This is a genomic window from Paenibacillus castaneae, assembly GCF_002884445.1.
GTDB lineage: Bacteria > Bacillota > Bacilli > Paenibacillales > Paenibacillaceae > Pristimantibacillus > Pristimantibacillus castaneae.
Genome location: NZ_KZ614144.1, coordinates 2,053,075 through 2,069,025, shown reverse-complemented (window position 1 = coordinate 2,069,025; position 15,951 = coordinate 2,053,075). Strand labels below are relative to the sequence as shown.

General features: G+C 44.7%; 11 protein-coding genes. 1 reads left to right on the top strand and 10 read right to left on the bottom strand.

Annotated features, from left to right (window positions below; genetic code table 11):
* Positions 1-7: 7 nt before the first annotated feature.
* The 4 genes from CEF13_RS08820 to CEF13_RS08805 form a co-directional block, all read right to left on the bottom strand.
* Positions 8-892: a carbohydrate ABC transporter permease gene (locus tag CEF13_RS08820; RefSeq protein WP_244917060.1), complete on the bottom strand. Its 885-nt coding sequence runs from the start codon at positions 890-892 to the stop codon at positions 8-10.
* Between the two features lie 6 nt (positions 893-898).
* The gene (locus CEF13_RS08815) at positions 899-1,870 is read right to left on the bottom strand and encodes a carbohydrate ABC transporter permease (protein ID WP_102710343.1); all 972 of its coding nucleotides are present in this window, start codon (positions 1,868-1,870) and stop codon (positions 899-901) included.
* Positions 1,871-1,878: 8 nt separating this feature from the next.
* Positions 1,879-4,956, bottom strand: a complete 3,078-nt coding sequence (locus CEF13_RS08810; protein WP_102710342.1) for an extracellular solute-binding protein — start codon at positions 4,954-4,956, stop codon at positions 1,879-1,881.
* 62 nt (positions 4,957-5,018) lie between these two features.
* Positions 5,019-6,425 carry an extracellular solute-binding protein gene (locus CEF13_RS08805; RefSeq protein WP_102710341.1) on the bottom strand — a complete coding sequence of 469 codons (1,407 nt, stop codon included), beginning with the start codon at positions 6,423-6,425 and terminating at the stop codon, positions 5,019-5,021.
* Between the two features lie 523 nt (positions 6,426-6,948).
* Here CEF13_RS08805 and CEF13_RS08800 point away from each other — a divergent pair.
* The gene (locus CEF13_RS08800; RefSeq protein WP_102710340.1) at positions 6,949-7,284 is read left to right on the top strand and encodes a hypothetical protein; all 336 of its coding nucleotides are present in this window, start codon (positions 6,949-6,951) and stop codon (positions 7,282-7,284) included.
* 62 nt (positions 7,285-7,346) lie between these two features.
* On the opposite strand, the gene CEF13_RS08795 is transcribed toward CEF13_RS08800, so the two are convergent.
* The 6 genes from CEF13_RS08795 to CEF13_RS08770 all read right to left on the bottom strand — a co-directional run bounded on the left by CEF13_RS08795 (position 7,347) and on the right by CEF13_RS08770 (position 15,935).
* The gene (locus tag CEF13_RS08795; RefSeq protein ID WP_102710339.1) at positions 7,347-8,426 is read right to left on the bottom strand and encodes a Gfo/Idh/MocA family protein; all 1,080 of its coding nucleotides are present in this window, start codon (positions 8,424-8,426) and stop codon (positions 7,347-7,349) included.
* 18 nt (positions 8,427-8,444) lie between these two features.
* Positions 8,445-10,058: a response regulator transcription factor gene (locus tag CEF13_RS08790; RefSeq protein ID WP_102710338.1), complete on the bottom strand. Its 1,614-nt coding sequence runs from the start codon at positions 10,056-10,058 to the stop codon at positions 8,445-8,447.
* 12 nt (positions 10,059-10,070) lie between these two features.
* Entirely contained in the window at positions 10,071-11,828 is a 1,758-nt protein-coding gene (locus CEF13_RS08785) for a sensor histidine kinase (protein ID WP_102710337.1), read from the bottom strand.
* A 96-nt stretch (positions 11,829-11,924) separates the two neighbouring features.
* On the bottom strand, positions 11,925-12,767 hold the full coding sequence (locus CEF13_RS08780; RefSeq protein WP_102710336.1) for a carbohydrate ABC transporter permease: 843 nt from the start codon (positions 12,765-12,767) through the stop codon (positions 11,925-11,927).
* Positions 12,764-13,714, bottom strand: coding sequence for a carbohydrate ABC transporter permease (locus tag CEF13_RS08775; protein ID WP_102710335.1), 951 nt, complete (start codon positions 13,712-13,714; stop codon positions 12,764-12,766). Before CEF13_RS08775 ends, CEF13_RS08780 begins: the two co-directional genes overlap by 4 nt.
* A 148-nt stretch (positions 13,715-13,862) precedes the next feature.
* On the bottom strand, positions 13,863-15,935 hold the full coding sequence (locus tag CEF13_RS08770; protein WP_102710334.1) for an alpha-glucuronidase family glycosyl hydrolase: 2,073 nt from the start codon (positions 15,933-15,935) through the stop codon (positions 13,863-13,865).
* Positions 15,936-15,951: the final 16 nt, after the last annotated feature.

The following is a 15,951-nucleotide window of genomic DNA, read 5'->3' as shown; positions in this document are numbered from 1 at the left end:
TCCCCCTCTACTTGATACCGGAATGCGCCATCGTATCCATGACCCGGCTTTGCATAAATATGAATATAATCAGGTTCGGCACGAACATAAGCAGTGCCGCAGCCGCAGCCATTCCCTGACCTGCGACGTTGTTGCCGACCGTGCTGGTCAGCGTTGTCATATAGAAGGCGAACGTCTTCAGTGTTTCTTGAGACATGTACAAGGTCGATGTCTCCGTGTTGTTCCATGCCGCTTGAAAGGCAAGAATTGCAACGGTCGCCATCGCCGGTTGAATGATCGGCATGACGATCTTTGCAAACACAGTGATATCGGTCGCCCCGTCTATTTGAGCCGCCTCAATCAGTTCGTTCGGAATTTGATCCACGAACTGTTTAATTAGAAACACGCCAACCGGCAGCGCAAGAAGCGGAAGAATATGTCCCATATAGGTGTTAATCAGGCCAAGCTTCTCCACTACGAGGTATCTCGGAATCGTAACCGCCGCCGGCACGAACATGAGGGCGATCGTATTCACCTCGAACAACACTTTACGCAATCTAAATTGCTTCTTGGATAACGCGTATCCGGTCATTGCGCTTATAACCAGCGACAGCACGACCACAAAGAGCGTTATCATTAAGCTATTAAACAAATATTTGGTCGCTGGAATTCTTGTAATATCCGCCACAGTAAGAAGACTGCCAATGTTCTCGAACGTCGGCTTCTGTACTAGAAAAGTCGGCGGGTACAGAAACAATTCATCCAGCGGTTTCAGTGATTGTGAAAAAATAAAGAAGATCGGCAGCACCATAATAATGCCGAGCGGAACTAGAAATACAAAAAATTTGAGCTGTCCGAGACTAAAGCGGCTCGGATTGATTTTATTGCCATGAAAGGACGCCAATACGAACACACTCCTTTAATCTTTTTCCCCGAACAGTCTCCAGGACAGCTTCGAGAATCCGTAAATAACGATCAGCAGCACAACCGAAACGGCCGATGCGTAGCCCATATCGTAACGAATGAATCCATAATCCGCGATATGGTTAATGAGCAGCTGGCCGGCATACTGTGGTGTAGGATTCGCACCAGACAGCTGAACGCCAATTTCACCAGCTTGGAATGTTCCCACCACAGCCATGACCGCACCGAACAGCATTTGCGGCTTCATGGAAGGAATAGTGATATACCATACCTCCTGCAGCCGGTTTCTGATGCCATCGATGTAGCCCGCTTCGTACATTTCCGGGTTAACATTCAGAATACCCGCCAGCATCGCCAGGAAGCCGACGCCCATACTGTTCCAAAGCGTTACAGTCATCATAATCGGCATCAAGTAATGTGGAGACTGCGTCCATTGTATGGGCTCATTAATAAAACCCCAGTTAATCAGAAATGCGTTCAAGTAGCCAGTGCTGTCACCGCTGAACACGATCAACCATACGACCGACATCGCGACGGCTGCCGTCAATGACGGCGAATACAGTGCCAAGGCGATTAAAGTACGTGATTTGCGCGGAATTTGCGCCAGCAGCCAAGCCAGCCAGAAGGAGAGGATATATCCTCCTGGTCCAACTAGAAGCGCAAATTTGATTGTGTTCGGAAGCACGTACATCATAAACTCACTGTCTTGGGTCAACAGATTCACATAGTTCTGCAATCCGATAAATTCTGGTGCCTGTACAGTATTGAAATAAGTGAATGACAAGCCAATAGCGGCTATTACAGGAATAATGATAAACATCGTAAACATAATCAGATAAGGGCTCAGGAACAGATAAGCAGACCATTCATTGCGAACCCATCTTTTCTGATGCCATTTCTGCTTGCTCGGCTGTCCTTCAGCTGTATATATGGCCTTGCTTGCGGCAAGCTCAGAAGTCGATTTCATTGGTGTCTTCACCTGCCTTTCTCATCCGGAATACGTGGTACTTCCAGAGGTTTAATAAGCTTTCCATCCTTCATGTACTTAAATTCCTCCAGCTTCTTCGCCATTTCACGATTGGTGAGAATCGTTGCGTCCTCAATGGCGCGGCGTGGATTGACGCCGTTGAACACGATTTTGTTCCACGCGTCGCTTAGCATTCTCTCCAGCATGTAATCGCCTGGAATATGAGGAACATCTTTAAGCCATTTCCATTGTTCTTGGATAACTTTAATATCTTCGGCAGGCCACGGCATTTGGCCAAATGCTTCAAGATTTGCCGTGTTCCACTTATAAGTTGGTCCATAAATCGTCTGCATTCGGTTTCCGAACTTCACCTGAGCTTCGCTCGACGTCCACCATTTGAGCAGCTCCCAAGCGTCTTCCTGACGCTTGCTGTTCTTGAATATAACAGCTGATTGCCCAGTACCCGTCTGCCAGCGTTCGATCGTACCGTCCGCTGCTTTCATTCCTGGTGCAGGGGCGATGCCCCAAAGTCCATTGATTTCCGGCGCTGCTGAGGTCAATTGGACATAAGTAGTAAAATCTGCAATGCCTATTGGCATGCTGCCGTCCCGGAAATGGTTATAGAAGCTTGGCACGTTCAGCGGAAGATTGTATACCGTGAACAAATCCGTCATTTGCTTGATGCCGGCAACCGCACTCTCGGAATCGATTGCAGTCCCTGAACCATCCTGCTTGAACAGCTCTCCGCCGCTTTGGTAAATAAATGGCGAGGTCAGCGTCAAAGGCTTCAAACCGCCTGTTTGCGACAGCGGATTAAAGAAATTCAGTCCGTAGCGCTGCAGGTCCGGCAGAATCCGCCTTACATCATCCATTGTCTCCGGCAGCGGTATATTCAGCGCATTCAATACATCTTTACGATAAAACATTACCCAAAAATTTTGCGTTTCCGGGAGCGCATAAGTACCTCCGTCGAATTGGAACGGCAGCATCGCTCCCGCTGAGAAGCGATTAACAACTTCTGCATAATCGGGGAATTTGGCAAGATCAGTTAAAGTGCCGCGAACCGCTAAATTAAATGGCGTCACATTATTGATCGACAGTGCCATATCCGGTGAATTGCCGGCGGCATTAGCTAATATGAGCTTCGTCTCGTCCGGCATAAGGGAGAATGAAACCTTGATGCCAGTCTTTTTCGTAAATTCCTCGTCAGCCAAATGCTGCATCATCGTCACATACTGCCTCGGACGGTTTACCCAAATTTGAAGCTCTTCCGGATCGCTTCCGCCCATTTTGGAGTAATCCTTCGTGAACGATCCGACGAAGGCGCTCACGTTCGCAGACAACCGGGTGAACCAATTCGCTTTAGCGGAAGGAAGCTCCTCGTCCGAATAAACGAAGAAACGGTCAACGGTCAGAGGCTGGTTCGGGAGCTTGCCAAGGGATGTTCCCAGCATTTGCATAATGGAGCCGGAGCCTTCTGATAGTTGAGCATACTTATAAGGAAGCGAATTCGGGTCCTTCGCAAGGTTGCGCAGTCTTTGCGCAGAAATGAACATCGATTTCGCAGCATCCGGATTACGGCCAACCTGCTTCGCTAACGCATCAAACCGATCGTTTAATTCATCAGCGTAGCTATTGAGCCGATCCGCCACTTCTGGAATCTGCTCGGTCAAATCCCAATCTCGGTTGGAGTCCTGCGTATTTCCAGTCGCCATTTTCACTTGAATGGCCAGATCATTGATCCCGCTCATAATCGTTTTGATCGTCCGAATCGTATCTCTGTATGGCGCATCGTTAGCAATAAGCGTAAGCTTGTGCTGCCCTTTCTGAAGACGGAATAGATAAGGCGTGTCGTCATCACTTGCAAGCGTCTTATTCTTCCAATCCTTCGTAAAAGGGAAAACGACTCTGCGCATTTCTTCAAATGGAATAGCGCCGTCTATTTGCAGCGTCCGGTATACCGGCATGTCGGTTCCCGTCTCGCTCGTATTCGTATTTTGCTTATATTTGATCGCAATTTGATAATCACCGTCTGCCGGCACGTCAAACGTCCAAGTAACGCTTTGTCCGCTAATTTGCCACGAGTCACCGCCGATACCATTCAGCATCAGCTTGCGGCTGTTGAACGGCACAGATGAAGGACTGCCATCGGATTGTACACGGATGAACGGTTGATTCTTGTTCAAAGCGCGTTCTCCTTCTACCACTACGAGACTTGCTGGAGCTTGCATCGGTTCGCCTTGCTTCAAATATTGTTCATAGAAAGGAACCATGTCTGGACTTTTTACTGTAATCGCGCCCACGAGGGCAGGTTCGCTAATGAACGGGAACGAAATCATGTTCTCGCCCTGCTTCAAATAAAATAACAGCGGACGATCATCAGCGGATGCAAGGTCTTCAAGCATCTGCGACTGCCAGCCTGGCGTCATCTTCTGCTCTGGCAAAACATCATTGCCTAATGCGTCTTTGTCGAACGGGTACATATCGTCTTTCCAATATTTATATAACTCGAATTGATGTGCCTGAAAATAGGGATAACTTCCGTTAATCTTGATGCCCCGTTCCACTGGCATGATTTGTTCTGTTAACGGGTAATAATCCATTTGCAGATTATACAAGCCGCTTTCCGGCACGTTAACTGTAATTTCGACTTCAGGTGTTTCCTTTTCCCACCGAAATACAGGCTCGCCATAGCCTTCGCTTTGCGCAGCTGTTACTAAAGGTGCAGACTGGCCATTAACACGAAACTGCTTGGCTGGAACTTTAAGACTGATGTGTTCAGCAGCTTTGACGCCTTGCTCTTCCCACTGCTTCAATACGTCGAAATAATCATCTTCTACGACCTGTTGAACCACTGTTTGGCCGTCTTTGTTTTTATTTCCCCCTTGAGGGTTATTCTCTTTCGGTTCATCCTTTTTGGATGAGCCTCCGCCAAAAAGAGCGTCCAATACGTCGCTGTTGTTCGATGCTTGTTCGTTTCCTGTTTTTCCTTCAGCCGCCACACGAAATGTCATCCAAGCTGGCTCATTAATGCCGGCTAATAGCATGACGCCGATCATTACGATGGCTAGTATCTTTCTCCTCATGTCCACCACTCCCGATACAACGGAAGTTCCCTCCCTCGAAAATGAGGGAGGGACGTCCTATTTTACTTCGTTACCTTCTCAATTTGCTCTTTGTTCTGGTTGTAAATGTCCATTGCTTTTTTCTGAATGTCTTTCGCAACATCTTCTGGTTTTACTTTAAGCGTAATAAGCTCTTTCTTGGTGTCATAAGGGTTCAATACTTTATCTACAATTTCCGCATCTCCCGGCAGCCATTTGAAGCCGTCAACGAAGCCGTTTGGAATTCCTGCAATAATATCCTTCAGGCCAGGAGCAGTGAACGTTGTTTGCAGATAAGCATCCCATACTTCACGGTCATTAAGCAGCGGCATCGTAACAATCGGTGTCTCGATATTGTTGATGCGCTCCAACCAGCCATCTTTGGAATAAGTAAGGAATTTAATGAATTCCATTGCTTCTTTCGGGTGCTTCGTGTTCTGTGCCATACCGATGTAGTCGGTAATCAATGGAACGCGTTGTCCATCTTTGCCTGGAATCGGCAGGAAGTCCCATTTGAATTTGGCATTCTTCTGCACATCGGCAAATGCCCAGTTCGCATCGATTTTCATGCCGACTTTACCCATAATGAAACCGCTCTTGTCTTTGCCATACCATACATCTTGATCTTTGCGCTCATACAGATCGACAGATGACTTATCGTTATACACGACTTTATTTATCCAGTGAATAGCATCGGAGAAAGCAGGCTTGTCGAAGTTGAATTGCGTACCGTCGAATGTCAACCATCCCAGCTTCGAGTCGAATTGTGGCACAAACATTTCACGAGCGCCTAACAGATTCTCTACTCCGTATTGGTGATCGCTTGGCTTCGTCAATTTTTTAGCAATTTTCTCGAACTCGTCGATCGTCCAGTCTGCTTTCGGCAGAGGAATATTTTCTTTGTTGAACAAGTCAATGTTGATGAGAACACCTTGAGCGAACAATTGGTGAGGCAGAACAAATTGTTTACCGTTGTACTGTCCAGTTGCGCTCAAATTGTTGAAAATATTTTGCTCATTGTAATCTGGGTCAAATTCGAGATACGGTGTCATGTCAGCAAGCCAGTTGCTTGCTACGTTGCCCGGAGCGTTAAATACGAAGAATACATCCGGTAGCTTACCTGCTGCTGCTGCCGCTCCGAGTTTCTCATCCCACGGCCATGTTACTGCTTTATCGATTTCAACTTTAATATTCGGGTGCAGTTTTTGGAAAGCATCAATCTTCTTTTGCTCAACGATTGGATCATTCCAAGTCCCGAATTTCAGTGTTACAATTTCATCGCTTGAAGGTTCCGTGCTTTCTGTTTGATTGCTGCTGCCTGGCGCTGCAGATTCTGTAGGAGCTGGTGTAGCGTTTGCATTTCCGCCCTTATTACCGGAGCCGCCGCAGCCTGCGAGAATCGACACCATCATGATGATCGCTGTTAATGACAAAACTAGTGATTTTTTCATTGTTGACCTTCCCCCTGATCATGAATTTGAAGTTCGTATTAAGAGAATTACAGGCAAATAAGATGCCATTGCCTCCACGTTATGTATGAGATCCCTCCCCGACTTAGTTTCCATATGGTAAACGGCGTGAGACCGTTTCCAACAAATCTATAAGCGCTTGCTTGCCTTACAAAATAACTTGTAATTACGAATCTATCGAAACGATTCGATTAATTCAAAAGTATACATGAGCATAATAGCGATTACAAGCTCTTTTTTTAATCGTTTTCATAGAAAAAACAGCAAATTTAGTGCTCAATATGTATTTTCATCTGTTTTACTTCCGATTTTTATAGAATCGTTTCGATAAGCTGTTAGTAAATGCCAGATGTGCGAACTAAGCAACGAAATCATAAGTGGTTAATCAGCTCGATTAACCGCTTTAAAGATGCTGCAACAACGTTTAGAGAGCAAGGAATATGTAAACGGAGCGTCGAATACGAAGGGGTACTGATCGCCTCTTTCCAGACTGCTATTTGTCATATTGCACAACAATCCAGCTCTGGCTTACACAATAAAATTTGGAGCAGCTCCATATTCGAATGTTTATAAAGGCGTTAAAGAAATCAACAGCTTCATCAAAAGTGTTTTTAATTTTATGCATGAACTAGAAGAAGAATATGGTGAGCATGAAGTCAATATTTTATTATCTGGACACAGGTGTACGACTGGTTGTATCGGAGCTTATTTCGAAGGCGTTCCTAAGGATGGAAATATATTGAGACACTCGTCTGCTAACGGTGAAGTATATCTTTTCAAAGCAGCTCGCGATCATCATTTTCAGCAACCCAAAGAAGCCGAGCAGGTGTACCCTTTCTGATCGGCTGGATTAGTGAAAGAAGCTTTATTTTTCAAAAAATCAGGCTGTCCCTCTTTTACTTACTATTGGCACGCCCAGCGCTGCTGCGGCGCTATTATGGTCTCACCGGTTTGAATGGCTTTCTCGATCATCATGCCTAAATAATAATCCTGCGACGCCTCCGCAAGGCTATAAAATTCAGGGCCGCCCCGAACATAATCAGCCATTTTTTGCAGACAGCTTGCAATAGCGATTTCATCATCATAAAGTCTTGCCGGGGCAAAAGGATTTTCGTAGAGCCATTGTTCTCCGCAAATGATGCCTTTGAGAAAATATCCTTCCGGGTTTTCCAGTTCCCCTTTGTTCATTCGTTTCAGCTCTAATTCAATCGGAACAGTCGTATCCTGTTGAATGAGGACGCGTTTATCAAATATTTCTCCGCGCTCACCCCTGACTGACAAGTGGTTTGAACGAGTCCAGGAACGATGCTGATCCTTCGTAAAATCATAAATCCCCAGACGGTCGCCGAAATCCAGCCACGCTAAATCTCTCTGGGAGGGGATCATTTTATCTTCCAGCGGAGGACCGCTGCGTGTTGGACCGCCAACCCAGCTCGATTCGAATCGCATCGCTCTTATACGGACTTCCTCAAAGGAAATGCCAAGCATTTTGCGAATTAAACTGACCCCATGGTATAAATGAGAGATGGAAACAGTCGTTTCAGTAATCTTCCCCAGCCTTCCAGAGTTAATGAGGGCTAGGCGCGCTTCTTGAATGGGATGAAGATGATATTGCTCCGCTACTTGTATGCGTGCACCGGTTACGGTGAGCTTATCATAAAGAAGCTCAAGCCCCTGCAAATCAGATGCTGGCGGAGTTTCTGACAATGCCGGGATTCCCAGCTCGGCCAGTCTCAGCAAATAGCTCATGCCTTCTGATCCGCTTACCGAAACGACAATAAAATCAGGGCTTTCACTCTTAAGAAGAAGCTCGAGCGAGCGATAAGCAGAAATTCCCCATTCCTTTTCCATCGCTTGGCCTTTGGACTCATCTCTAACAACCATCCCGCTAACCTGAAACCGCTCGGGCATGGTTTGGGCAATTCTAAGAAAATATTGTGCGCGAAAACCCGCTCCGCCGATAATGCTGAATTTCACTGGCATATTGGAAACCTCCTATTGTTATTTAATCAATTCTGTTGGATTCATGCCTGTCGTTTTTTTGAATAAGGTGCTGAAGTAAGGCACATTCTTGTATCCAACCCGCTCCGCTACCTCGTAGACCAGCATATTTCGCTCAAGCAGCAATTCCCTTGCCTTCTCCATTCTTACTTGTGTTAAATAGTTGTTAAACGTTTCACCTGTTATATTTTTGAAAATAATTGACAAATGGTTTCGAGAAATAAACACCTTATCTGATAGATCTGCTAGCGTTAACTCGTCTGCATAATGCTCATGAATAAATTGAGTCATGAAATCTACAACCTGTCTGTGCTTGCTGCTTCCCTTTAACTGCCTGCTGTTGCAAATAATCGTAATCTTAGTTGAAAGCCATGCTGCAAGCTGTTCTGGCTCTGTCAGCCCGACCAGCTCTTTCGTAATCTGATCATTCGTAAATAGATCATCAAGCACTAAGCCGGCTTCATATAAGCAATACGTCATAATGCCCCACAATTCGCTCCCCAGCATCTGTACATAATCTTTTGTAATTCCTCTTTGCTTCTCTAACTCTCCAATAAATTGTGCAACTAGCTGCTGCGCTTCCATTTCCTGAGCTGTCTTCATCGCACTGGCTAATTTAAAAGAAAATTTAACTGGAAATAAGACGGCAGATTGCTGCTCCGTATCCGATTGTTCAACATAAGCAAATAAATCATAAGCCGGAACCATTCGCCGATCTCTTCTATCAATGGCACGGAATGCTTCCTCTGTCGAATCAGGAATTTTCGTCCACTGATCCTTCATACTTCCTATCCCTATACGGATAATCAGCTTCAAATAGCTCTTGATGCTATCAATCAATTTAATGCTTAAGTCTCTCAAATCATTCGCAAGCTGCTCGGGGTCGTCAGCTTCTGGGTGAACAATAAGGACTGCTCTTGTACTGTGAAGCTCGGTGTATTCGAAAACAGGGTAAGTTTTGAAAGCGATTTCACTTGCGATATTACTAATAGCGAAGCGGAATAGGTTCCAATCTGACAGGGATAGCTCGCTGGCACGAACATCGCGCACAAAATCGATTCCAATAGCTACATGATTGCTCTCTGACCAGAAGCGGTAAGGCTGAGGCAGATGGCCATCCTGATAAGCGCCGTCCAGTGTGCCGACTGCAGCGGACCTTACCCATTCCTTCTCGATGAAAGGCTCGTACAGCATCAGTTTCTGCTCAAGCTCGCCCTGCTTCATTCTTTTATCTTCTTCATCCTCAAGCTCTTGAATAACTTTTTTTAGTATGGATTTTAAAGTAGGCACACTGATAGGTTTAGATACATAATCACTTACGTTATATCTTAGTGCCTGTCTCGCATGTTCAAAATCTGAATATCCGCTCAAAATAATAATTTTCCCATTAAATCCATCTCTTCTGAGCTGCTCAATCATATCTAAACCATTCATCACGGGCATATAAATATCGGTAATGATAATGTCCGGCTCGGAATCTCTAATAATATCCAATCCGTCCGCACCATTTAACGCTTCTCCTACCCATTCCGCATTCAAATCATCCCAAGGTATTACACGCTTCATACCTTGCAGCACCGTGCGTTCATCATCTATGATGGCGATCTTCCACACCTTAATTTCCTCCTAGTTAACCATACTCTCGTCTATTGATTCTTTGATGGGTGGCTCCGTTAATAGTGGCAACATAATTTCGACTCTCGTCCCGCCCTCAGCACGCTCCGAAAGGGCGACGCCAAAATGATTGCCATAATAGCCTTCAATTCTTTCCCTCACGTTACGAATGCCGTAGCCTCCGGTATGACGTTTATGTTCCATCACTATATCCTGCTTAAGCCCATACCCATCATCATCGATTATGATTTGTAAGGCATTATCCACATGGCTTATTCGAATATCGATATGCCCATGATTCCGTGTATGAAAGCCATGTATGATGGAATTTTCCACAAATGGCTGCAGTGTTAGCTTCGGAATAAACAGCTGTTGTATATGGAGCGGTACATCAATTGTGTATTGCAGACCGCCTCCCAAACGCAGCTGCTGAATTTCCATATAGCATGTAATATGCTCTATTTCCTTTTCTATCGTAATAAAGCTTTGTCCATTGGACAAGCCAATGCGAAACATTCGGCCCATAAGCTCCAGTATACGGCTAAGCTCATGCTGTTCTGCCTCAATAGCCATCCAGTTGAGTTGATCCAGCGTGTTGTATAGAAAATGAGGGTTAATATTAGCCTGAAGCGCTTCAATTTCGGCCTTCCGCTGCTGTTCATATCGGCGCTGCAGCGAATGATATAATTGCTCGATGCGCTCATTTTGTTTGCGATATCCAGCAAATAAATAACCGAATTCATTCTCATAATCAGCCGGCAGCTCTACGTTATTGCCTTCTACCGAATAGGTGCTCATCGCCATTACCATTTGTTTAATAGGCTTCGTAAACTGCTTGCTTAAAAAGTGGGTAAGAAGCGTCACCAGCAGAATAGCCGCAATTCCAATGAGACCAATTACTTCAGCTAATTTGAAGCTGCTCGCTGTAATCTGCTTCCATGACGTAATTTCAACAAGCGTCCAATTAGAGTTGTTAAGCTTGGAATAAACAAGAAGAGAATCCTTCATCTCTGCGTGTCCCCGTATATGGACATAGCCGGATTGCTGGCTTTTGAAATCAATCCATTTCGATAATTCGTTCTGCTCCAGCGTCTTGCCAATCTTCAGAAACTGCTGCCCGTCGGAATTTGTTATCATCCGATTGGATTCAGACGATTTGCCGGTCAACAGCGTCCGAATTTCGTTCGCTTTGACATGAATGACAAGTACGCCTAAAAAAGTATCTTCATACATAATATTTCTAGAAAAACTTAGAACCGGAACATCTCCTTGAAAGCTAGAAATTTCATGCTCGCTTGACCAAGAAAAATCATTTTTGTCCAAATGCTTTAGCCATTCCTGCTTACTCAAATCCGCAATATTCCGAAACTGAATATAACTGTTGGAATCACCTTGGAAAGGCTGCTTCATATACAAATCAATTCCTTGAATTAAAGGTATAGAATAAGTCAAATTGGCGAGCGCCCGTTCTACACCAACATATCTCCGATATCGGTCAAATTCGTCCTGTCTGTTCATTAGAAAGGTAATTAGTTCATTGTCTCGGGAAGTAGACAGCGAGATCTGCTCAATCATAACTAACCGCGTTGTAATTTCATTATTCAACTCATCCAACAGCTGCTGCTGGTAGTGTGAGGTCGTTTGCACGAGCGCCTTCGACGAGATACTATAGCTTTTCCATGCGATGAAAGCTAGTACTACAATAATAAGAACGGTAAAGCTGTGAAAAAATAGACGATCGATTCTGAATTTTTTAAAAGGATTGGTCATACGCTGCACTTCCTTCATAGCGGTTGAGGCGTAAAAAAGGTAAAGCTTCGAATGTTTCGTAGCTTTACCGATTCCAGACTAATGATTTTTTTCATCTTATCCTTTTATTCCTGTTGTTGCAATCCCGTCCACAAAATATTTTTGTAAAAACATAAATACGAGCGTAGCAGGAACGATAGATACGAGCGACATGGCCAGCAATTGACCCCATTCCTGAGCGGACTGAGAATCATTAATCATCCTTAGTGCCAAGCCAACTGTGTATTTATCTACCGAATTTATATATAAGAGATGACCGAGGAAGTCGTCCCAATTCCATAGAAAGCAGAAGATCATTACTGTAACGATTGCAGGCTTGGTAAGCGGCATGACCACTCGCCAATAGATGCCGAACCAAGAGCAGCCGTCTATTTTTGCAGATTCGTCAAGTTCCCTCGGAATGCCTCTAATAAATTGAATTAAGAGGAAGACAAAAAATGTTCCGCCTGCCCCGCTTGCGACCATATGAGGCACTACAAATGGGAGATATGTGTTTACCCAGCCTAACTGATGAAACAAAGCATACTGGGGAATAATGAGCACTTGTCCCGGCATCATTAGGGTTAACATAAGCAGGGAAAACCAGAAACCTTTGAGCGGAAAGTCCAGCCTCGCGAAGCCGAAAGCAACTAATGTGCTCGAAATAAGCGTAGCGATCATGACGGCAAGCTCAAGTCCGAACGTGTTGAGATAAAAGTCTGTAAAGGAATGCCCAGGAACTGATTTCCAACCATTTGAGAAATTGCTCCACTGGGGCACAGACGGGAAAATATTAGGTGAGCTTAACTCACTATTCTGTTTTAGCGATGCTCCGATCCACCAAAGAACGGGATAGACCATGATGACGCTAAAGATGATCATGAAGGTATGCCTTATGGTGTTGCCCCATTTTTTGATCATTTTCTCTTTTTCCCTCCCGTATCATTTTCATAGAATACCCAATATTTCGAAGTGCCCGCGATAATGAGGGTTGCTACGACGATCATGACGAGCATTATCCAAGCAAGAGCTGAAGAATATCCTAATTGATAACGGCTAAACGCCCGTTCGTATAAGTAAAGGGCATACACATAAGTAGAATTCATTGGACCTCCATTCGTAATAACGAAAGCAGAGGTGAACATTTGGAATGCACTGATAACCGCCATAATTAAATTAAAATACAAGATTGGCGAAAGCATATGCAGCGTAATTTTGAAAAACTGAGTAATTTTATTAGCGCCATCCACGGAGGATGCTTCATATAAATCTTTCGGAATTTGCTTCAGTCCCGCTAGGAAAATAACCATTGATGAACCGAACTGCCAAACCGTCAACAGGATAAGTGTCCCCATCGCCGTATCTGGACTCGTAATCCAGCCTTTGCCTTCAATGCCAAAGACGGATATGATCTTGTTGAAAATGCCATCCACACCAAAAAGATTTCGCCATAATAAGGAGACCGCAATGCTTCCCCCTATTAATGAAGGAAAATAAATGGCTGTGCGGTAAAGGGAGATGCCTTTTATCGCTTTATTCAGCACTAAAGCTACTAGCAAAGCCGCAGTCAGCTTAAGCGGAACGGATGCAATAACATAAAGGAATGTAACTTTCACGGATTGAATAAATTTCGGATCTGCCGTAAATATTTGTTCGTAATTACGTGTTCCAACAAAGCTGATAGGCTCCATTAATGTGTAGTTTGTAAATGAATAATACAGGGATAAAAACAACGGGTATGCCGTAAGCCCAAGAAATCCGAGCAGCCAAGGCGATATAAACAAATAACCCGCTATAGGTGCGTTCCATCTACTTAGAAAAGAATGCTGTTTTTTTGGGTTCGTGGTAACGGTCGTGGAACGTTTCAAGTATGGTCACCTCTTGTAGTCAATTTTATATCTTAAGTATAAAGACAGGCCCCTTTAGACTAAAGGAGAGGAATCATCGAATTCTTTCAAAATATAACGAAAAAAGAAGAAGCGCCGCACGGGCGCCTCTTCTTTCCATTGGAATGATTTAATAAATGGTTCTTCCGCCTTGATCCGCAATACCGCTTTTTCTGAAGAAATACGTATTAATCCGATCACGCCATTCCTTCGCATGCTCGGCCTGCTCCTCCAGACGAACTGCTACTTGCTTATGCAGCTGCTTGTCCATGCTGTCCGCTAGATGCTCCCAAGCATCAACTAATTGAGCTGCCCGCTCTGCACCTTCGAAATGTGTATTATAAATATGCTGAATGACCGTTTGGCCTGAATGAAGCTTATGTGTATAAGGAACATGGTGGAAGAACAGCAGCAGCTCATCAGGGCAGCTGTCGAGCGATTCGTACATGTCGAAGTTAGCTCCGATATATTGAGCAGCATATCCTGTTCCTGTTGCTTTTGTGCGATCAACTCCGATACCTTGTGAATCTGCGAAATGATAGGTGCCCCACATCGAATATTCATAGCCTTCAACATTCGGTCCATAATGATGATCAGGATTGACCATAAAGCCTACGCCAAGCGGAGCGGTATACGACTCGTAAATGCCCCATGAATCCATCAGAATGGTTCGGATCGTTTGGACAAGCTGTTCATTTCCACCGAAAGTTAGACGAATCCATTCCTCGGCAATTTCATCAGAGGATAGCTCTGGATTCCATGCCAGCCGCCCATAACCATAAAAATTCACTTGAGCCAGTAAATGCCCTGTCCAATTAGCGTCATCCCCAATGTTGGATACGGCTGCAAATCCGCTATATTGGTTGCCATGAAGAGAGCCGTCAACAATCCGTTTAACACTGGAGCCTTCACCCTTGATATAGGTCTCGAAATTTAGAACCTCTTTCCATTGTGGAACAAGATAGCACACATGGCGTTGTTGTCCGGTATATTCCTGAGTAATTTGGAATTCGATCATTTGGTTCGTATTCTCCATCGCACCAAGGAGCGGAGATACCGGTTCACGCACTTGGAAATCTATCGGACCATTCTTCACTTGTAAAATGACATTATCCATGAAACGCCCGTCAAGAGGCTCGAAATGATCGTATGCCGCTCGCGCCCGATCCATCGTTCTGTCTCGCCAATCCTGCTTGCAATTATAAACAAAACAGCGCCAAATAACGATGCCACCAAATGGTTTCAATGCTTCGGCCAGCATATTGGAGCCATCTGCATGATCACGTCCATATGTAAACGGACCTGGACGGTTCTCTGAATCGGCCTTTACAAGGAATCCGCCGAAATCAGGAATTTCTGCATACACTTCCGCTGATTTGACGCGCCACCATTCACGAACCCCCGGATCGAGCGGATCAGCTGTAGTGAGCCCGCCAATCTCAAGTGGACTTGCAAAATTGACGCTAAGGAATAGCTTAATACCGTATAATCGGAATATGCTTGCCAGCTTTGTTACTTCAGGCAGGTACGTCGGAGTGATAAGCAAGGATTCCACTTTATGCACATTTACGTTATTAATAGAGATCGCATTGATCCCCGTTGAAGCTAGCAGCCTTGCATAATCTCGAATACGATCCAAATCTTCAGTTATCCGGTTATCTGAGAAAAAGATAGATTTGCCAGCATATCCGCGTTCCACGCTGCCGTCTATATTATCCCATTGATTAATCATTCGGAGCTGATTGACCGGGTTTTCCACGATGTCTATTGAATCCATATTGCAGCCTGTGCTAATAAGACGGAGCAAATGAAAAACACCGTATAAAATGCCTATGGAAGATGTTGCGCCTATCGCTAAACAGCTTTTAGAGCTGTCCATTTTTATTACATATCCTTCAGCTCCCACAGCAGAACGAGCTTCGCTATGAAATATTTCATCGATAATAGGGCTTCGTCCGAATGTTCCAAGCGCGATGCATGGAACACCTTCCTTGTATTCTGAAATGACGATTTTTTTACCCAAAATATCCTCGATGCCTTGTGTTAACTCCGTTACAGCTGTTTGAATGATATCATTCTGTTCCGATACCGCAATGTTGCTAAATAACGTGGACTGGTCATCACTAATCTCCGGCGACACTTGGCCATATTTAAGCCACGCCTGATAGCCATTCCCTGGTTGAGATAAAATAGAATTATTCATTATATATCCTCCCTAT

What these genes read in the sequence shown, in the direction of transcription:
- CEF13_RS08815 (WP_102710343.1), bottom strand. Translation starts at nt 1,870, where the DNA reads ATGAAATCGACTTCTGAGCTTGCCGCAAGCAAGGCCATATATACAGCT.
- CEF13_RS08810 (WP_102710342.1), bottom strand. Translation starts at nt 4,956, where the DNA reads ATGAGGAGAAAGATACTAGCCATCGTAATGATCGGCGTCATGCTATTA.
- CEF13_RS08805 (WP_102710341.1), bottom strand. Translation starts at nt 6,425, where the DNA reads ATGAAAAAATCACTAGTTTTGTCATTAACAGCGATCATCATGATGGTG.
- CEF13_RS08795 (WP_102710339.1), bottom strand. Translation starts at nt 8,426, where the DNA reads ATGCCAGTGAAATTCAGCATTATCGGCGGAGCGGGTTTTCGCGCACAA.
- CEF13_RS08785 (WP_102710337.1), bottom strand. Translation starts at nt 11,828, where the DNA reads ATGACCAATCCTTTTAAAAAATTCAGAATCGATCGTCTATTTTTTCAC.
- CEF13_RS08780 (WP_102710336.1), bottom strand. Translation starts at nt 12,767, where the DNA reads ATGATCAAAAAATGGGGCAACACCATAAGGCATACCTTCATGATCATC.
- CEF13_RS08770 (WP_102710334.1), bottom strand. Translation starts at nt 15,935, where the DNA reads ATGAATAATTCTATTTTATCTCAACCAGGGAATGGCTATCAGGCGTGG.